The sequence below is a fragment of the Bacillus sp. CCNWLW194 genome, assembly GCF_037120585.1.
GTDB lineage: Bacteria > Bacillota > Bacilli > Bacillales > Bacillaceae_G > Bacillus_A > Bacillus_A basilensis.
In genome coordinates this window covers 83,306-100,941 of sequence record NZ_JBBBBL010000009.1, presented here as the reverse complement: position 1 = coordinate 100,941, position 17,636 = coordinate 83,306, and the positions used below count along the sequence as shown (strand labels likewise).

At 37.3% G+C, this 17,636-nt stretch carries 17 protein-coding genes; 14 read left to right on the top strand and 3 right to left on the bottom strand.

Annotated features, from left to right (window positions below):
- Positions 1-849 (top strand): SpaA isopeptide-forming pilin-related protein (locus tag V7S50_RS20580; protein WP_336376466.1); only part of this gene is annotated, 849 nt, incomplete at its 5' end.
- 30 nt (positions 850-879) lie between these two features.
- On the opposite strand, the gene V7S50_RS20575 is transcribed toward V7S50_RS20580, so the two are convergent.
- On the bottom strand, positions 880-1,638 hold the full coding sequence (locus tag V7S50_RS20575) for a TrmB family transcriptional regulator (protein WP_098555395.1): 759 nt from the start codon (positions 1,636-1,638) through the stop codon (positions 880-882).
- A 188-nt stretch (positions 1,639-1,826) separates the two neighbouring features.
- Between V7S50_RS20575 and V7S50_RS20570 the strand changes: the two genes are divergently transcribed.
- The 4 genes from V7S50_RS20570 to V7S50_RS20555 all read left to right on the top strand — a co-directional run bounded on the left by V7S50_RS20570 (position 1,827) and on the right by V7S50_RS20555 (position 5,729).
- Positions 1,827-3,827: a methyl-accepting chemotaxis protein gene (locus V7S50_RS20570; protein ID WP_242254753.1), complete on the top strand. Its 2,001-nt coding sequence runs from the start codon at positions 1,827-1,829 to the stop codon at positions 3,825-3,827.
- A gap of 77 nt (positions 3,828-3,904) precedes the next feature.
- Positions 3,905-4,207, top strand: a complete 303-nt coding sequence (locus V7S50_RS20565) for an MTH1187 family thiamine-binding protein (protein ID WP_001018860.1) — start codon at positions 3,905-3,907, stop codon at positions 4,205-4,207.
- A 48-nt stretch (positions 4,208-4,255) separates the two neighbouring features.
- A complete protein-coding gene (locus tag V7S50_RS20560) occupies positions 4,256-4,501 on the top strand; it encodes a YusU family protein (RefSeq protein ID WP_063222157.1) in 246 nt (81 codons plus the stop codon).
- Positions 4,502-4,811: 310 nt separating this feature from the next.
- Positions 4,812-5,729 (top strand): proline dehydrogenase family protein, encoded by a 918-nt coding sequence (locus tag V7S50_RS20555; RefSeq protein ID WP_098555391.1) that lies wholly within the window; start codon positions 4,812-4,814, stop codon positions 5,727-5,729.
- Positions 5,730-5,751: 22 nt separating this feature from the next.
- Here V7S50_RS20555 and V7S50_RS20550 read toward each other — a convergent pair whose 3' ends face one another.
- Positions 5,752-6,591, bottom strand: a complete 840-nt coding sequence (locus V7S50_RS20550; RefSeq protein ID WP_242254751.1) for a D-alanyl-D-alanine carboxypeptidase family protein — start codon at positions 6,589-6,591, stop codon at positions 5,752-5,754.
- A gap of 87 nt (positions 6,592-6,678) precedes the next feature.
- Entirely contained in the window at positions 6,679-6,825 is a 147-nt protein-coding gene (locus V7S50_RS20545) for a YuzL family protein (protein WP_001096347.1), read from the bottom strand.
- Positions 6,826-7,060: 235 nt separating this feature from the next.
- On the opposite strand from V7S50_RS20545, the gene V7S50_RS20540 reads away from it, so the two are divergent.
- The 9 genes from V7S50_RS20540 (at position 7,061) to V7S50_RS20500 (ending at position 17,599) form a co-directional block, all read left to right on the top strand.
- Positions 7,061-9,442, top strand: coding sequence for a 3-hydroxyacyl-CoA dehydrogenase/enoyl-CoA hydratase family protein (locus V7S50_RS20540; protein WP_063222153.1), 2,382 nt, complete (start codon positions 7,061-7,063; stop codon positions 9,440-9,442).
- A 21-nt stretch (positions 9,443-9,463) separates the two neighbouring features.
- A complete protein-coding gene (locus tag V7S50_RS20535; protein WP_001206342.1) occupies positions 9,464-10,636 on the top strand; it encodes an acetyl-CoA C-acetyltransferase in 1,173 nt (390 codons plus the stop codon).
- A gap of 265 nt (positions 10,637-10,901) precedes the next feature.
- Positions 10,902-12,686, top strand: coding sequence for an acyl-CoA dehydrogenase family protein (locus V7S50_RS20530; protein WP_000416287.1), 1,785 nt, complete (start codon positions 10,902-10,904; stop codon positions 12,684-12,686).
- 146 nt (positions 12,687-12,832) lie between these two features.
- Positions 12,833-13,555: an MBL fold metallo-hydrolase gene (locus V7S50_RS20525; RefSeq protein ID WP_242254749.1), complete on the top strand. Its 723-nt coding sequence runs from the start codon at positions 12,833-12,835 to the stop codon at positions 13,553-13,555.
- A gap of 3 nt (positions 13,556-13,558) precedes the next feature.
- On the top strand, positions 13,559-14,107 hold the full coding sequence (locus tag V7S50_RS20520; protein WP_071715985.1) for a TetR/AcrR family transcriptional regulator: 549 nt from the start codon (positions 13,559-13,561) through the stop codon (positions 14,105-14,107).
- Between the two features lie 812 nt (positions 14,108-14,919).
- Positions 14,920-15,105, top strand: a complete 186-nt coding sequence (locus V7S50_RS20515) for a hypothetical protein (protein ID WP_001180555.1) — start codon at positions 14,920-14,922, stop codon at positions 15,103-15,105.
- A gap of 13 nt (positions 15,106-15,118) precedes the next feature.
- Positions 15,119-15,370: a spore coat protein gene (locus V7S50_RS20510; RefSeq protein WP_001002988.1), complete on the top strand. Its 252-nt coding sequence runs from the start codon at positions 15,119-15,121 to the stop codon at positions 15,368-15,370.
- A gap of 242 nt (positions 15,371-15,612) precedes the next feature.
- Complete coding sequence (locus tag V7S50_RS20505) at positions 15,613-16,563, top strand: L-lactate dehydrogenase (RefSeq protein ID WP_431169591.1); 951 nt, start codon at positions 15,613-15,615, stop codon at positions 16,561-16,563.
- A gap of 22 nt (positions 16,564-16,585) precedes the next feature.
- Positions 16,586-17,599 (top strand): PTS transporter subunit IIC, encoded by a 1,014-nt coding sequence (locus tag V7S50_RS20500; protein ID WP_000666170.1) that lies wholly within the window; start codon positions 16,586-16,588, stop codon positions 17,597-17,599.
- The last annotated feature ends 37 nt before the right edge of the window (positions 17,600-17,636 follow it).

The window sequence follows — 17,636 nt, the reverse complement described above, 5'->3', positions numbered from 1 at the left end:
ATAAATGAAGAGACGTTCGCATTTGAAATAAAAGAGAATGGAGAAATTATTAAACATATCGTTCAAGATAAGAAGGTGGAAGGTGAGTTAGAAATAACGAAAGTAGATGTAGCAGATGGGAATACGAAACTGCCAAATGCAGAATTTACAATCTACAACGAACAGGGAAAAGAAGTAGTAAAAGGAAAAACGGATGAAAAAGGTGTAGCGAAATTTAAACTACCATACGGAAAATACACGTATAAAGAAACAATAGCGCCGAATGGATATGTAATAAATGAAGAGACGTTCGCATTTGAAATAAAAGAGAATGGAGAAATTATTAAACATATCGTTCAAGATAAGAAGGTAGAAGGTGAGTTAGAAATAACGAAAGTAGATGTAGCAGATGGGAATACGAAACTGCCAAATACAGAATTTACAATCTACAACGAACAAGGAAAAGAAGTAGTAAAAGGGAAAACGGATGAAAAAGGTATAGCGAAATTCAAATTACCATACGGAAAGTACACGTATAAAGAAACAATAGCGCCGAATGGATATGTAATAAATGAAGAGACATTCGCATTTGAAATAAAAAAGGATGGAGAAATTATTAAACATATTGTGAAAAATAAGAAAGAAGAAAAGGCATCGCTTCCTTCTAAGCCAAATAAGCCAACACCGAATGAAGAAGTGAAACCTGCCACTGATGTGAAGCCAATGCAACAACCAAATACTCATAATGAAGTGCGTTTACCAGCTACTGGCGGCGTCGGCAATGAATTTACCGCTTTATTCGTTTTAGGAATTGGTTTTATTATTGCGGGTGCTTATGTGTTAAGGATGAAAAATAGAAAAGAAATGTAGAAAAAAACGCCTTGTAATAGAGGCGTTTTTTTAGTATCTCAACTTCATCAACAAACTCTTAATTTCCTCATCTTCCATAAAGAGATCATGGTGTTTCTGGGTAATCTTCGCAAGTGCAACGTCATGATAGAAAAATTCTGTAAAGAACTTCACGAAAGGTTGTGACATTGTTTTCATTGCTTGCCATGACTCTTGCTCTACACCAGCAAATAAAATTTCACGGTCGTCAACGATGAGTAGTAAGTAGCGCTCTAGCGCGTTAGGCTCTTCAGCTGGGATTAGAAAATGCATGTTTTCTAAGTCTGTTTCTACGTTTCCGACGATAAGGGACTCGGTTTTGACCCCTTGTTTTGCCTTTTCTTCTAATAACGGAAGATATTCTAAAAGAGTATCGTTCCAAGCTGAAATGCGGATCGATTCTTTTGCATTTTCGATGAGTTCTTTACTTTGAACGCGAATAGAAGATTGCATTTTTAAGCTCCATACACGATCATCTGTAAATGATTTTTTCGATATAGTTGTCTCTAATTCTTTAATATTGGATTGAAATTCTGTCGTTAACTTTTCAATTGCTAGCTTGAGTGGTAATGCTGTATACATCTTCTTCTTCTCTGAAACGGAATCCATTACCATTCCTTTATCGATTAGGCGTGCAAGCACTTCATATATTTTGGCTTTTGGAACGCCAGAATGCTTCACAATCGTTGTAGCATCTAATGGCTCGTTGCTTGATACGACAACTTCGTAAGCTTGGCTTTCATATTGTGAGAAACCGAATTTTTGTAACATAGTTCCCTCCGAACGAATGAGATTATATAGTTTAAGGATAATGAACTATTTGTTTTTGCACAAGTAGTAGTAGGTTTTCTACTCAGATTGAGGTGAGAATTAGTTTCAATTTTTTAATTTTATCTATTATACTTAATATAATGATTAATAAGATTTAAATTCAATGCGAAGGGGATGCTTTGGGGGATATGTTAAGAAGTTTACGTTTAAAAATTGCGGTAGTATTTTCGGTACTTATTTCTATGATGTTCGTAATATTGGGTACAGCTATGTATGAATTACAGAAAGAGAAGGAAGTGCGCTCCTTAGACCAGTATTCTCAAAATACGATGGATCTTGTGACAGAGCAACTTACAACATTTGTTCAAAGAACGGATGAAGATATGGGGTATTATGCGAACAGTGAGATGGTTCGTAATATGCTTCAAGACGGAGTTACTCCAGAAGAGGAAGCTTTTTTGACGAAAGAGTTTTCGGAGTATAAAAAGAATCATCCTGGCATTTTAGACTTATATATTGGTACGAAAGATAAAAAAACATTAAGTGCCAATCTTGCTGAAGGTGGACAAGTGCCAGAAGGTTATGATCCAACGACAAGACCTTGGTATAAAGACTCAGAAGCTGATGTGAAGAAGGTTCACTGGGGACAACCTATGTATGAAATTGCTACAGGTAAGCTAAGTGTGGGGGTTTCTAAGGCAATTACAGCTCAAGATGGATCTGTAATAGGTGTTGTTGCAATGGATGTATCGCTCGGAACAATTCAGAAGTTACTTCATAATATTCAATACAATAATGGCGGAGAAATGTTTATTATAAATGATAAAAATATGGCTCTTGTTTACCCAGAGAAAGTCGGGAAAGATGTTTCGAAAGAGCCACTTGTGAAGAGTTTAAATAAAGATGTAACAAAATATGCTGTCACTACATTAAAAGGTGAAGATGTAGTTGCATATAGTCAGTCATTTGATTTGATGAAATGGAAGATAGGAATTTTTTACCCGAAAGAAACGATTGATGGGCTATTAAATAGTACGAGAAATACAGTCATTATAATGGCATGTATTAGCTTATTAGTTGGAATCGCAGCTTCATACTTGTTCTCAAGAAGATTAGCAAGACCGCTGCAACTATTAACGAATCACGTTCAAAAAGTAGCAGAAGGTGATTTGACATTGCAAATGAAAGTGACAAGTAAGGATGAAGTTGGAGAACTGACGAACCATTTTAATCATATGGTTGAGCAAATGAATGAAATGGTAAGTAAAATTAAAAATAGTGTATCAACAGTGCAACAATCAACGAGCAATCTACATTATTTAACGAATGAAACTGTAGCCGCTAGTAGAGAAGTGTCAGGTGCAATGGATGATGTGAGCGGAGGAGCTTCTACGCTTGCTAATAGTGTAGATGAAGTTTCAGAGCAGCTCGAGAATATGGCGCAGTCAGTGGAACAAATGAATAATTCAGTCGGTGACATAAAAGACGTGGCTGGCAAAGCTGAAGAGGCATCTAAGCAAGGCTTAAATACGATGCGTAATTTAGTTCGTACAAGGGGCCAATCATCTTCGATTGTTGTTCACACAGAAGAAGCATCTGGTAAGTTAGAGCAAAGAGTTGGATCGATTCAAAATGTAGTAGAGCTTATAAAAGGTATTTCGGATCAAACCAATTTACTTGCTTTAAATGCTTCAATCGAGGCGGCACGTGCGGGTGAACAAGGTAAAGGCTTTGCTGTCGTTGCTGAAGAGGTTCGGAAATTAGCGGAACAATCAAAAGAAGCAACAGTAGAAATTGCGACGATGATTGGTGATGTACAAGTAGAGGTAAGGCGAGTTGTAGAAGTTGTAAGTAAATTAAAAGATATTGCGGATATACAAAATAATGTTACGACAGAAGCAGAGGCGGAGTTCCGTACAATTATGTCAGTTGTCAATACGATTAGTACTTCAGTGGAACAAATTGTAGAAGAGGTACATAACATTGGTCACGAACAAGGAGAAATTACAGCGGTAATGCATACAATTGCTGGTACGAGTCAAGAAAGTGCAGCTGTTTCGGAAGAAGTAAATGCTGCAACTGAATCACAAGTGAATCATCTAGAAAAGGTAGCTCATACGATGGAAAGCTTGACGGAGCATATGAGAGACTTAGAAAGATTGGTTGAGCAATTTAAAATAGAGGAATAACAAATTAGTAAAATGATGCGTATTTCGGTAAAATAGATAATGGATATATAAGAAGCAATTATAGGAGGAAAACTACTATGGCAATTGTTGACGTATCGATTATTCCAGTAGGAACAGGTAATCCAAGTGTTAGTGAATATGTAGCAGAAGTACAAAAGGTGCTTGAGAAAAATGCAGATCGTGTGAAGTATCAATTAACACCAATGAATACAATTATTGAAGGAGATCTTCCTGTCATTCTAGAAGTAATTCAACAAATGCATGAAGTTCCATATACGAAAGGTGCACAGCGCGTTGCAACAACAATTCGTATCGATGATCGCCGTGATAAAGTAAGCACAATGGAGAAGAAATTAAACTCTGTTCGATCAAAGTTATAAGGAAAAGCAGCGATCTTCGCTGCTTTTTTCATATAGGAGGTAGATAAGATGAGTGAAAAGTTTAACGAACAATTTGACGGGTTGTTAGAGAAATACACGGAACTATTACTCGGAGAGAGCAATGAAGAGAGAAAAGAACAGGTACAGAAGTGGGCACTGTATTCTTACATAGCTAAGACGATGCCGGCTTTAGTAAAGCACTGGAATGAGACGTATCCAGATGCGAAAGAAGAGATGGTGAAGCTAATTACGGATATTAAAAAAATGAATGAAGAGAAGAGAAATGAGCAGTGAGAAAACTTGAGGTGAATGTTACCTCAAGTTTTCTTTAATAATATCTTTATATAATTTACATGGAATATAAAGGGTTTTATAAGCATGTCGAATATTTTCGACATGCTTATTTTGTGCCTATTAAACTCTATTTTTCTAAATGTCGAAAAATATTCCCTTCATATTAAGAAGCGAGAATATAGGGTTTTAAATGTTTTTATAGTATTTTATAAATTATCTAAATAATTATTTGTATCCAATAATTTTAAACAATGATATAATTTTGAAGAGGGGTAAAAAACAGATAAATTAAGTCATAGGGGTGAATTACATGGAACAATTAATGCGAAATTCGTTTCTTTTCTTATCTAAAAATAAAGCGCTAACAAAACTGGCTAAAAAGTACGGTTTACGTTTTGGAGCAGGTCGCTTTGTCGCAGGGGAGACGATTGAATTAGCGACAGCAGCTATTAAACAATTGAACAAGCAAGGTCTTTGTGTAACAATCGATTATTTAGGGGAATTCGTTGATAATGAAGCGGAAGCAAATGAAATGGCTAACCAATCGATTGAAGCGATCCGTGCAATTGGAAGAGAAGGTTTGGATTCGCAGCTTTCTTTAAAGATGACTTCTATGGGATTAGATATCTCTGATGAAATCGTAATGAACAATATGCGCCGTATTTTGGAAGCTGCACAAGAAAATGGTGTGTTTGTTACAATTGATATGGAAGATTATACACGCTGCGGGAAGACGATTGATATCTTTAAGCAGTTAAAGTCTGAATACGATAATATTGGTACTGTTATTCAAGCTTACCTGTATCGTACAGAAAAAGATATGGAAGAATTAAATGCTTATAGTCCTAATTTACGTCTTGTAAAAGGAGCTTATAAAGAACCTGAAGAGGTAGCGTTCCCGGATAAGAAAGATGTAGATGATAACTATAAAAAAATTATTAAAATGCACTTATTAAATGGAAATTATACTGCAATTGCTTCACATGACGAAGCGATTATTGAATATACGAAAAAACTTGCCGAAGAACACAACATCCCAAGAGACCAATTTGAATTCCAGATGTTATATGGTATTCGTAATGAGCGTCAACTTGAGCTAGTAAAAGAAGGTTACAAAATGCGTGTTTATGTACCTTATGGAAACGACTGGTATGGCTACTTCATGCGTCGTCTAGCAGAGCGCCCAGCAAACGTTGCGTTCGTGTTAAAAGGTATGGTTAAAAAATAACCAAGGAGAAAATACTCCTTGGTTATTTTAATTGCTGAAATGCGTAATGTGCCATTTTCTTCGTATCAGGATATAGTTGCGCGCGAGTAGAAGATAATACAACATTAATGACGCGTTTACCGTCTTTTTCATCCACTGTTACGACTGTATATTTTCCGAGTGCTGATAGACCGCTTTTACTTCCAATTGCATATGGATCGTCATATAGTTCTTCTCGTCCATAGTTTGCGATTTTGGGAGAGCGTTCTGAAGTATGTAGAGTTGTACGTGTTGAATTCATATGTTCTAAAACAACTGGATACTTTAATGCTTCTTTCGTAATCATAGCAATGTCATATGGTGATACTTTGTTTCCTAGTGCATCAGCACCACTTGCGTTTTTGAAAGTCGCATGTTTTGTACCAAGTTCCTTCGCTCTAGCATTCATCATTTTCACAAATTCATTTTTTGATCCTGCGATATGTTCTGCAATTGACTCGGCTATTGGGTCTGCACTAATGATAAGCATAAGTTTTAATGCCTCATCACGCTTTAATTTTTCCCCAGCACGAAGCTTAATTTTCTTACTTTGACTTTCTGTTTTAATCGCGTTTTCTGTAACTGTAATTTCTTCATCTTCTTTTACATTCTCTAGTAGGAGAAGGGTTGTCATCATTTTGGCTATACTAGCCGGATAAGAGCGTTCATCTTCCCGTTTTCCATACAAAATTTCACCTGTGTCTGCATCGATTGTAATTCCGTATTGCCCAGTAATACTAGGTTGATCGGCTCTTACAGTTTGTTGTCTTTGTGCATAAGAGAAGAAAATCATCCCTGTAAATAATGTTGCAATCATTACAATCATAACTAATGTTCTTTTCAATATAATTCCCTCATTTGTTACAAATAAATTGGGCAGAAAAAGCAGCCATTACCCATTATGCCACGTTCTCTGCCCAAAAATATAGCGTTATTTTTCGCCCATATTATGCTTCTTATATTGCTGGTTATTACCTTGACGTCCTTTTTCTACGCCTCGATCAGTTGGACCAGCGTTTCCTGTCACACTTGCTGCACTAATTCCAGCCTTTGAAGGGTTCTTCTTAAGTTTTGCCATATATATTCCTCCAGTTTCGTCAGATTATAAAAAGGGAAAGTGTATTTGAGTGAAGAAAATACATATATAGCATAGCCAAATGAAAGAAATATATTTATTTCAGAAAATTTTATCAATAAATATATTGCGAAAATTCAAACTGTATCATATATTTATTAGTAGAGGCTCACTCATTGATTGCGACTTATGTCGAAAAATTGAATGAGCATTCATTCAAGAATAGGGGGAGAATTGGATGTTCCAAATTAAAAAGGCTGCTGTTCTAGGTTCAGGCGTAATGGGTTCGGGGATTGCGGCACACTTAGCTAATATTGGTATTCCGACATTATTGCTTGATATTGTACCACCTGCGCTTACGAAAGAAGAGGAAGCGAAGGGACTTACATTAGAACATAAAAGTGTGAGAAATCGTTTTAGTAATACAGCATTGCAAAAACTATTAAAGCAAAAACCAGCTCCTCTGACAGTGAAAGGAAATCTAGCACTGATTGAAGCAGGTAACTTAGAAGATGATCTTGAGCGTCTTGCCGATGTAGATTGGATTATTGAAGTAGTAGTTGAGAACTTAGATGTTAAAAAGACACTATTTGAAAAAGTAGATGCTGTTCGTAAACCAGGTTCTATTGTAAGCTCGAATACGTCAGGCATTTCAGTTGAAAAAATGGCAGAAGGTCGTTCAGACGACTTCCAGAAACACTTCTTAGGCACACACTTTTTTAACCCACCACGATATTTAAAACTTCTAGAGGTAATACCGACGAAAGAAACTGATCCACAAGTATTAAGCTTCATGAAACTATTTGGCGAAGACGTTCTTGGAAAAGGCGTTGTTATCGCAAAAGACACACCAAACTTTATTGGAAACCGCATCGGTACGTACGGTTTATTAGTAACTCTTCAAGAGATGGTAAAACGCGGCTATAGCATTGGGGAAGTTGATTCTGTAACAGGCCCACTTATTGGTCGTCCGAAGAGCGCAACGTTCCGTACATTAGATGTTGTCGGTTTAGATACATTCGTACACGTTGCAAATAACGTATATGAAAACGTACAAGAAGAAGAGCGTGATGTATTTAAAGTACCAGCTTTCATGCATGACATGCTTGATAAAAAATGGCTGGGAAGCAAAACAGGTCAAGGCTTCTTCTTAAAGCAAGGAAAAGAAATTTTAGAATTAAATCCTGAAACGATGGAGTACGAAGCTCGCAAAAAATTAAAAGCTGCTTCTATCGAGTTAAGTAAACAAGAAAAAGGTTTATCGAATAAATTGAAAGCGCTTGTATATGCGAAAGACCGCGCAGGAGAGTTGTTATGGAACATCATTACACCAACTCTTTTATACTCTGCAAAACTTCATAAAGAAATTGCTGACGATATCGTTGCAATTGACCAAGCGATGAAGTGGGGCTTTGGCTGGGAACAAGGACCATTTGAAGTTTGGGATGCAATTGGCGTTGAAAAGTCTGTTCAAAAGATGGAAGAAAACGGCGCAGTTGTTCCGGCTTGGGTGAAAGAAATGTTAGAGAAAGGTTTCACTACTTTCTATAAACATGATAACGGCGATAGCTACTATTACGATAATGGCGAATATAAGCTAATCGAACGTAATAAAAAGGCGATTTCTCTTAAGCAATTAAAAGCGAAAAATGGCGTATTAAAGAAAAATAGCGGAGCGAGCTTAATTGATTTAGGCGACGGCATCCTTTGTTTAGAATTCCATTCGAAGAGCAATGCAATCGGTATGGATATTACGCAAATGATTAACTACGCTGTTGATGAAGTAGAAAAGAATTATAAAGGTCTTGTTATCGGTAACCAATCGAAGAACTTCTGCGTTGGTGCGAACCTAGCAATGATCTTAATGGAAGCACAAGATGACAACTACTTTGAAATTGAGTGGGTTGTGAAAAACTTCCAAGATGCAATGACGAAAATTAAGTACTCTTCTAAGCCAGTTGTAGCAGCACCATACGGTATGACGCTTGGCGGAGGTACAGAAGTATGTTTACCAGCAGCGAGCATTCAAGCTTCTAGTGAAACGTATATGGGCTTAGTAGAAGTTGGTGTTGGCTTAATCCCTGGCGGAGGCGGTAATAAAGAGCTATACATTAAACACTTAAATAAAATGGCAAACGGCGTAGAGTTTGATCTGCAAAAAGTTGCAAATAAAGTGTTCGAAACAGTCGCAATGGCGAAAGTTTCAACTTCAGGACAAGAAGCGGTTTCTCATAACTTCTTAGGTGATAAAGACGGTATTAGTGTGAATGGTGATCACTTACTATACGATGCGAAACAGAAAGCACTTGCTTTATATGAAGCTGGTTATAAAGCGCCGATCCGCAAAAAAATACCGGTTGTTGGTGAAACAGGATATGCAACTCTTGCACTTGGTGCAGAAGCAATGCATTTATCTGGTTACATTTCAGAGTACGACCTTCATATTGCGAAGAAACTTGCATATGTCATCGCAGGCGGAAAAGTGCCGTACGGAACAGAAGTTGATGAGCAGTATTTATTAGATGTAGAACGTGAAGCATTTATTAGCTTAGTAAGTGAGATGAAATCACAAGCAAGAATGCAGCACATGCTTGTAAAAGGAAAGCCATTACGTAACTAATAACGAGGGGAGATATCGTTCATGAGAGAAGCTGTCATTGTTGCGGGAGCAAGAACACCAATTGGAAAAGCAAAGAGGGGTTCATTAAAAACAGTTCGTCCTGACGATCTAGGGGCGTTAGTAGTAAAAGAAACGTTAAAGCGTGCGAATTATGAAGGGCCAATCGATGATTTAATTTTCGGTTGTGCGATGCCAGAAGCAGAGCAAGGTTTAAATATGGCTCGTAATATAGGCGGATTAGCAGGACTTTCTTACGATGTTCCAGCCATTACAATTAACCGTTACTGTTCTTCAGGTTTACAAAGTATCGCTTACGGAGCAGAGCGCATTATGCTTGGTCACTCGGAAGCGGTATTATCAGGCGGAGCGGAATCAATGAGTTTAGTTCCAATGATGGGACACGTTGTTCGTCCTAATAGTCGCCTTGTAGAAGCAGCTCCAGAATATTATATGGGTATGGGACATACAGCAGAGCAAGTTGCTGTGAAATATGGAATTTCTCGTGAAGAGCAAGATGCATTTGCAGTAAGAAGTCATCAACGTGCTGCGAAAGCATTAGCTGCAGGTAACTTTGCTGATGAAACAGTATCTGTAGATGTAACATTACGTACTGTTGGATCGAATAACAAACTGCAAGAAGAAACAATCATTTTCGCACAAGACGAAGGTGTAAGAGCAGAGACGACACTAGACATTTTAGGTAAATTACGTCCAGCATTTAACGTTCGCGGTTCTGTAACAGCAGGTAACTCTTCACAAATGAGTGACGGTGCAGCATCTGTACTATTAATGGACCGTGAAAAAGCAGTGAGCGATGGTATGAAGCCACTTGCGAAATTCCGTTCATTTGCAGTAGCTGGCGTACCGCCAGAAGTAATGGGAATCGGCCCAATTGCTGCCATTCCAAAAGCTTTAAAACTAGCTGGCTTAGAACTATCGGATATCGGCTTATTCGAGTTAAATGAGGCATTCGCTTCTCAATCCATCCAAGTTATTCGTGAACTTGGATTAGATGAAGAAAAAGTAAACGTAAACGGTGGTGCAATCGCACTTGGACATCCACTTGGCTGTACAGGAGCAAAACTAACGCTATCTCTTATTCACGAAATGAAACGCCGCAACGAACAATTCGGTATCGTAACAATGTGTATCGGCGGCGGAATGGGAGCAGCGGGAGTGTTTGAATTACTATAAAAAAAAGTGGAAGCGGCTCGCTCAGAATGTGAGGGGGATGGAGCTTCAGACGTAGAGGCGCTTTTTGCCTCGCAGGAAGAAGCGAAGCCACCGAACATTCTAGCCGCTGGAACTGGATTATAAAAAGTGCAGGTGGCTTGCTCAGAACGAGACGCTGCCAATGCAAAGAATGGAAGCAACAAAGATTTATAAAAAATAAACGGGAGAGCCAGCTTCTTTCAAAATGAGAGAAGCGGCTTATGAAAATATGAAGGAGGAAATTTTCATGGAAAAAACAGTAGGAAATGCGGTTAAAGGCGGTAGCTTTTTAGTAGATGAGATTACGATTGATCAAGTGTTTACGCCAGAAGATTTTTCATCTGAGCATAAAATGATTGCAAAAACGACAGAGGACTTTATCGTAAATGAAGTTCTTCCAGAGCTTGAATATTTAGAGCAACATGAGTTTGATCGTTCTGTTCGTCTTTTAAAAGAAGCTGGGGAACTTGGTTTATTAGGCGCTGACGTACCAGAAGAGTACGGCGGAATTGGACTTGATAAAGTAAGCTCAGCGTTAATCGCAGAGAAATTCTCGCGCGCTGGTGGTTTTGCAATTACTCACGGTGCTCACGTAGGTATCGGATCGTTACCAATCGTATTATTCGGTAACGAAGAGCAAAAGAAAAAGTATTTACCATTACTTGCAACTGGTGAAAAATTAGCTGCATACGCATTAACTGAGCCAGGTTCAGGATCTGACGCATTAGGTGCAAAAACAACTGCACGTTTAAATGCAGAAGGTACACATTACGTATTAAATGGTGAAAAACAGTGGATTACAAACTCTGCATTCGCTGACGTATTTATCGTGTACGCAAAAATAGATGGTGAGCACTTCTCGGCATTTATCGTAGAAAAAGAATATGCTGGTGTATCTACAAGTCCAGAAGAGAAGAAAATGGGTATTAAATGTTCTTCAACTCGTACGTTAATTTTAGAAGATGCATTAGTACCGAAAGAAAATTTACTTGGTGAAATCGGTAAAGGTCATATTATCGCGTTCAACATTTTAAATATCGGCCGTTATAAATTAGGTGTTGGTACAGTTGGATCTGCGAAACGTGCAGTAGAAATTTCAGCACAATATGCAAACCAACGTCAACAGTTCAAACAACCAATCGCTCGCTTCCCATTAATTCAAGAGAAACTTGCGAATATGGCAGCAAAAACATATGCAGCTGAAAGCTCTGTATACCGTACAGTAGGGTTATTCGAAAGCCGCATGAGCACATTATCTGAAGAAGAAGTAAAAGATGGTAAAGCAGTAGCAGCTTCTATCGCTGAATATGCAATCGAGTGCTCTTTAAATAAAGTATTCGGTTCTGAAGTACTAGATTATACAGTAGATGAAGGTGTTCAAATTCACGGTGGTTACGGATTTATGGCAGAGTACGAGATTGAAAGAATGTACCGCGATTCTCGTATTAACCGTATTTTCGAAGGGACAAACGAAATTAACCGCCTAATCGTACCAGGTACGTTCTTACGTAAAGCGATGAAAGGTGAATTACCACTTCTTCAAAAAGCACAAAAATTACAAGAAGAGTTAATGATGATGATGCCAGAAGAAGTAGGCGATGAGCCATTAGCACTTCAAAAATATTTAGTAACTAATGCGAAGAAAATCGGCTTAATGGTAGCTGGATTAGCTGCTCAAAAATATGGTAAAGCATTAGATAAAGAGCAAGAAATCCTTGTGAATATCGCTGACATCGTAAGCAATCTATACGCAATGGAGTCAGCTGTTCTTCGTACAGAAAAAGCAATTAAAACAACTGGTCTTGAAAAGAATAAACAAAAAGTGTTATACACTGAGGTATTCTGCCAAGAAGCATTCAACGAAATCGAAGCAGATGCGAAAGAAACACTTATTGCAGTTGAAAACGGCGACATGCTGCGCATGATGTTATCATCATTACGTAAATTAACTCGCCACACACCACTTAACGTAATTCCGAAGAAACGTGAAATTGCTGCGAAAATTTTAGAAGATGAGCGTTACACAGTTTAATACCTTTAAAGAACGGTAGTCGTTTATACGACTACTGTTCTTTTTTTTTTTTTTTTTGAAAAAATGAAATTTTTAGTGACATAAAACTAATGCCATTAGTATAATAAAACTAATAGTATTAGTTTTGTGAAAAGGGAGCTGGAAATATGAGAGTGATACATGAAAAAACGGTATATCAATTGTCATTTTTGCCAAGAGTGTTTCCTGTGAATTGTTACTTTGTCGAGGAAGAAGATGGTTTAACTTTAATTGATGCGGCTTTGCCATATAGCGCAAAAGGAATTTTACAGGCGGCTGAAAAAATAGGGAAACCAATTACGAATATTGTATTAACACATGCGCATGATGATCACATCGGTGCATTAGACGCATTAAAGGAAGTACTGCCTAATGTTCCAGTCTATATTTCTAAGCGGGACGCAAAGCTGTTAGAAGGCGATACGACGTTACAAAAGGATGAACCAAATACGCCAATAAAAGGCGGTGTACCTAAAAAGGTGAAAACGGCACCTGATGTTTTATTAGAAGATGGCGACCGAGTGGGATCGCTTCTTGCGATTATGACACCGGGACATACGCCAGGATCCATGTCGTTTCTTGATATACGAAATAAAGCTCTTATTGTTGGGGATGCATTTCAAACAAGAGGAGGTATGGCTGTTTCAGGACAAATGAAATTTTGGTTTCCGTTTCCGGCGATGGCAACGTGGAGCAAAGACATATCATTACAAAGTGCAGAGAAGTTAAGAGAATATGAGCCTTCCTTGCTTGCGGCAGGACATGGAAAAATGATAAACGATCCAGGGGCTTTCATAGAGCTTGCTATTAAAGAAGCGAAGCGGAATATAGAAAGTAGGAAAGAGGGTTAATTTATGTCACCCAGAATCGGACTTACATTACAAAAAATTGTAGAAACAGCAGCAGAAATAGCAGATGCAAATGGAATACAAGAAGTAACGTTAGCTTCATTAGCGCAAAGGTTAGGGATACGTTCTCCCTCACTATATAATCATGTAAAAGGGTTACAAGATGTACGTAAACATCTTGGTATTTACGGAATACGACAGCTGCATAACAAGCTGGAAGAAGCGGCCGAGGATAAACATATGGATGAAGCAATTCATGCTTTAGGAGAAGCGTATGTAGCATTCGTACGTAAACATCCTGGACTGTATGAAGCAACTTTTTTACGAGATGAAGAAGTAAGAAAAGCAGGTGACGGAATTGTAAAGCTTTGTCTTCAGGTCTTACAACAGTACGATTTAGAAGGAGAGAATGCACTTCATGCGACACGCGGATTCAGAAGTATTTGTCATGGATTTGCGTCGATTGAACAGCAGGGCGGATTTGGTCTGCCATTAGATTTAGATACAAGTTTACATGTATTGTTGGAAACGTTTATTAAAGGATTACGTGAATAAGAAGCGAGGCAAACAAAAACCTTAGAAGTGATTTTTTAGTTATCTTTTTAATTGGGAATCTATATTCGTTAACAGGCGAACAGTATAAATTAGCAAATGCATTTTTATTAGCAGGAGTACTTTGTTCTTATGCTTTAACTATCGTAGTTTTGAAAAGAAGATATTAGATGAGAAAGAGGCTCTAGTGGTTTAGAGGCTCTTTTTTGTTAAATGATATTATTTTGCAGGTTTGAAAAATGTGTATATGGCTAAGAAAAAGCAAACGAAACTGAATACGATAGGATCTTGATATGGACTAGGCTCAGAGCCCTTCTGGATTTCTGTAAGGAAGTCATGTGTTTTCATATTTATTGCTCCTTTATATAAGAATACGTTTAATGAAACTAATACTTACTAATAGAGTTGCACTAATAAATACTAAGAAAAACGTAGTATTACGGTTTTTATAGTTGTTAAGCGCAATGAATAAAAAACAAATGAGAAATAACATATGTAAAGGAATAGAAGTGAGTAATGGCTTTAAAGTTAATATATCAATCAACAGTTTTACATAGAGGATTGCGTAAATGATAAAGAAGATAACTTTAACATATTTTTGTATGAGCACACCTTCCTACCATGGTTTGTTTGAGGATTATGCTGTTATTATAAGGGTAGCTTTTGAATGTTTGTATTTTTCTGTAAGTATAACATTTTTTTGTATTTATAAATAGATGTGACTGATTTGAAATGTAAGAGAGCTTTTTCATGAATACGATTTAAAAAGAACAGAATACTAAAGGAGAATGAAAGAAGAAAGGTAGGAGTATCCTATGCAAAACTTAACAGAGCTTGAAGTAGAAAACTTACGTCATTTAATTGGTGGACACGCAACAATTATTAACAAGTTGGAGCAGTATGCACAGACGTGTACGGATCCACAACTGAAACAAATGCTACAAAAAGATGCACAAGATGCACGAAATACGAAACAGCAATTAATGACTTTCCTAGGATAGGAGGAAGAGAAAGATGAATGAAAAAGATATGGTAAATGATTATTTAGCAGGATTAAATGCAAGTTTAACAAGTTATGCAAATTATATTGCTCAGTCTGATAATGAACAGTTACACCAAACGTTAATTCAAATTCGTAATCAGGATGAGATGCGTCAACGTAATATGTACGAGTACGCAAAGCAAAAGAGTTATTATAAGCCAGCAGCACCTGCGAATCCAATGATTGTACAACAATTAAAAAGTCAATTAAGTATGGAACAATAAGGAAAAGAAAACGAGTGAATTTATTCGCTCGTTTTCTTTTTGTATATGTCAATAAATACATAATAAATATTTTTCCAGTTGTAACAAATATGACGAAAATGGAATATAACAATTCACAAAAAGGACAAAAACTTTGTTCAATATTTCACAAAGTATCCATGGTTTCTATCGTGGGAATCTCTATAATTAAGGGTGTAAAGAACAAAAGAAATAGATTATATGATCAATTAGGAGAGATTGCTATGAAAAGACATACAAGAAAAATTGCAATTATCGGTACTGGATTAGTTGGATCAAGTTGTGCATATTCCATTGTCAATCAAGGCATTTGCGAAGAGCTATTATTAATTGATATAAATCATGAACGTGCAGTTGGGGAAGCAATGGATTTATCACACTGCATTAACTTTACAAATACAAGAACAAAAGTATATGCAGGAAGCTATGAAGACTGCAAAGATATGGACATCGTTATTATTACAGCAGGACCAGCACCAAAACCAGGGCAAAGTCGCTTAGATACTTTAGGAGCAAGCGCGAAGATTATGGAAAGTGTTGTTGGCGGCGTAATGGAAAGTGGATTTGATGGTATTTTCTTACTTGCATCGAACCCAGTTGATATTATTACATATGAAGTGTGGAAATTATCTGGATTACCTAGAAATCGTGTAATCGGTACTGGTACATCACTAGATTCTTCTCGCTTACGAACAATTTTATCTGAAATGTTACATGTAGATCCTCGTAGTATTCACGGGTATTCATTAGGGGAACATGGTGATTCTCAAATGGTTGCTTGGTCACACGTAACTGTTGGTGGAAAACCAATTCTGCAAATCTTAGAAGAACAAAAAGAACGATTTGGTGAAATAGATTTAGATGAAATTGTTGAGAAGACTGCAAAAGCCGGATGGGAAATTTATAAACGTAAAGGTACTACTTATTACGGAATCGGAAATTCTTTAGCATATATTGCGAGCTCAATCTTTAACGATGATCATCGTGTCATTGCTGTATCAGCTATTTTAGATGGTGAGTATGGTGAATATGATATTTGTACAGGAGTACCAGCTATTATTACTAGAGATGGTATAAGAGAAATTGTAGAACTAAATTTAACAGAGGATGAAGAATCTCGATTCGCAAAATCAAACGACATTTTACGTGATTATATGAAAACAATTAGCTACTAACTTATAGGAGAAGGTGAAACAAATGAAGGAATATATAATGTCTCGTGTATTTAAAGCATCAGCTGGAATCGCACAAGGTATTTTCGTATCCCTTGGAATTGGTTTACTAATCGAAAATATAGGAAGAATTGTTGATATTCCGTTGCTTATTACAATCGGAGTTGTTGCAAAATCACTTATGGCACCAGCCATTGGTGCTGGAATTGCTTTTATGCTCGGTGCAAACGGTCTTGTAATTTTCTCGGCTATGGTAGCTGGAGCAATTGGTGCCGGATCCATTTCAATTACTGAAGCAGGTCTAATTATTAAAACAGGTGAGCCAATCGGTGCATTATTAACAGCGACTTTAGCTGTATATATTGGTAAACGTTTAAGTGGAAAAACTGCGTTAGATATGATGCTCGTTCCATTTGCGGCAATATTAGGTTCTGGTTTAGTCGGCATTTGGTTATCTCATAATATTACTCCTGTTTTAAATGCAGTTGGAGCATTCATTAAAGATAGTTCAGCTGGTAGCCCGTTTATCGCTTCTATCGTCATTGCAGTCGTTTGGGGACTATTACTTATCTCACCAGCTTCATCAGCTGCGTTAGCGATTGCACTTAGCTTAGACGGTGTTGCAGGTGGTGCTGCTCTTGCAGGCTGCGTTGCTCAGTTTATCGGATTCTCTGTCATCTCAGCGAAAGAAAATAATTTAGGTGGTATATTAGCTCAAGCTCTGTGTACTCCAAAAGTACAGTTGCCAAATATCACTAAAAATCCAATGATTCTCGTCCCAACTGTCGTCGCCAGTGCAATAGTTGGTCCAGTATCAGCATTAATTTTCCAACTGGAAGCAGGAAAAGAAATTGCAGGTCTTGGATTAAGTTCTCTTATCGCACCAATTAATTTAATTTCCAGTGAGGGATGGGAAGTTGTCCCGGCGATGGTAATCACTTATATCGTCATTCCAGTAGCTGTTTCTTATATACTTTACATTGCTCTTAAAAAAGCAGGTCGTATTCACTCTGGTGATATGACTGTACCGCAATCTTAACTTGAAAATCTCCTTTTATATAGAGAAAAGCAGACTG

What these genes read in the sequence shown, in the direction of transcription:
- V7S50_RS20565 (WP_001018860.1), top strand. Translation starts at nt 3,905, where the DNA reads ATGGCAATTGTTGACGTATCGATTATTCCAGTAGGAACAGGTAATCCA.
- V7S50_RS20500 (WP_000666170.1), top strand. Translation starts at nt 16,586, where the DNA reads ATGAAGGAATATATAATGTCTCGTGTATTTAAAGCATCAGCTGGAATC.
- V7S50_RS20575 (WP_098555395.1), bottom strand. Translation starts at nt 1,638, where the DNA reads ATGTTACAAAAATTCGGTTTCTCACAATATGAAAGCCAAGCTTACGAA.
- V7S50_RS20545 (WP_001096347.1), bottom strand. Translation starts at nt 6,825, where the DNA reads ATGGCAAAACTTAAGAAGAACCCTTCAAAGGCTGGAATTAGTGCAGCA.
- V7S50_RS20535 (WP_001206342.1), top strand. Translation starts at nt 9,464, where the DNA reads ATGAGAGAAGCTGTCATTGTTGCGGGAGCAAGAACACCAATTGGAAAA.
- V7S50_RS20525 (WP_242254749.1), top strand. Translation starts at nt 12,833, where the DNA reads ATGAGAGTGATACATGAAAAAACGGTATATCAATTGTCATTTTTGCCA.
- V7S50_RS20570 (WP_242254753.1), top strand. Translation starts at nt 1,827, where the DNA reads ATGTTAAGAAGTTTACGTTTAAAAATTGCGGTAGTATTTTCGGTACTT.
- V7S50_RS20520 (WP_071715985.1), top strand. Translation starts at nt 13,559, where the DNA reads ATGTCACCCAGAATCGGACTTACATTACAAAAAATTGTAGAAACAGCA.
- V7S50_RS20530 (WP_000416287.1), top strand. Translation starts at nt 10,902, where the DNA reads ATGGAAAAAACAGTAGGAAATGCGGTTAAAGGCGGTAGCTTTTTAGTA.
- V7S50_RS20540 (WP_063222153.1), top strand. Translation starts at nt 7,061, where the DNA reads ATGTTCCAAATTAAAAAGGCTGCTGTTCTAGGTTCAGGCGTAATGGGT.
- V7S50_RS20555 (WP_098555391.1), top strand. Translation starts at nt 4,812, where the DNA reads ATGGAACAATTAATGCGAAATTCGTTTCTTTTCTTATCTAAAAATAAA.
- V7S50_RS20505 (WP_431169591.1), top strand. Translation starts at nt 15,613, where the DNA reads ATGAAAAGACATACAAGAAAAATTGCAATTATCGGTACTGGATTAGTT.
- V7S50_RS20510 (WP_001002988.1), top strand. Translation starts at nt 15,119, where the DNA reads ATGAATGAAAAAGATATGGTAAATGATTATTTAGCAGGATTAAATGCA.
- V7S50_RS20560 (WP_063222157.1), top strand. Translation starts at nt 4,256, where the DNA reads ATGAGTGAAAAGTTTAACGAACAATTTGACGGGTTGTTAGAGAAATAC.
- V7S50_RS20515 (WP_001180555.1), top strand. Translation starts at nt 14,920, where the DNA reads ATGCAAAACTTAACAGAGCTTGAAGTAGAAAACTTACGTCATTTAATT.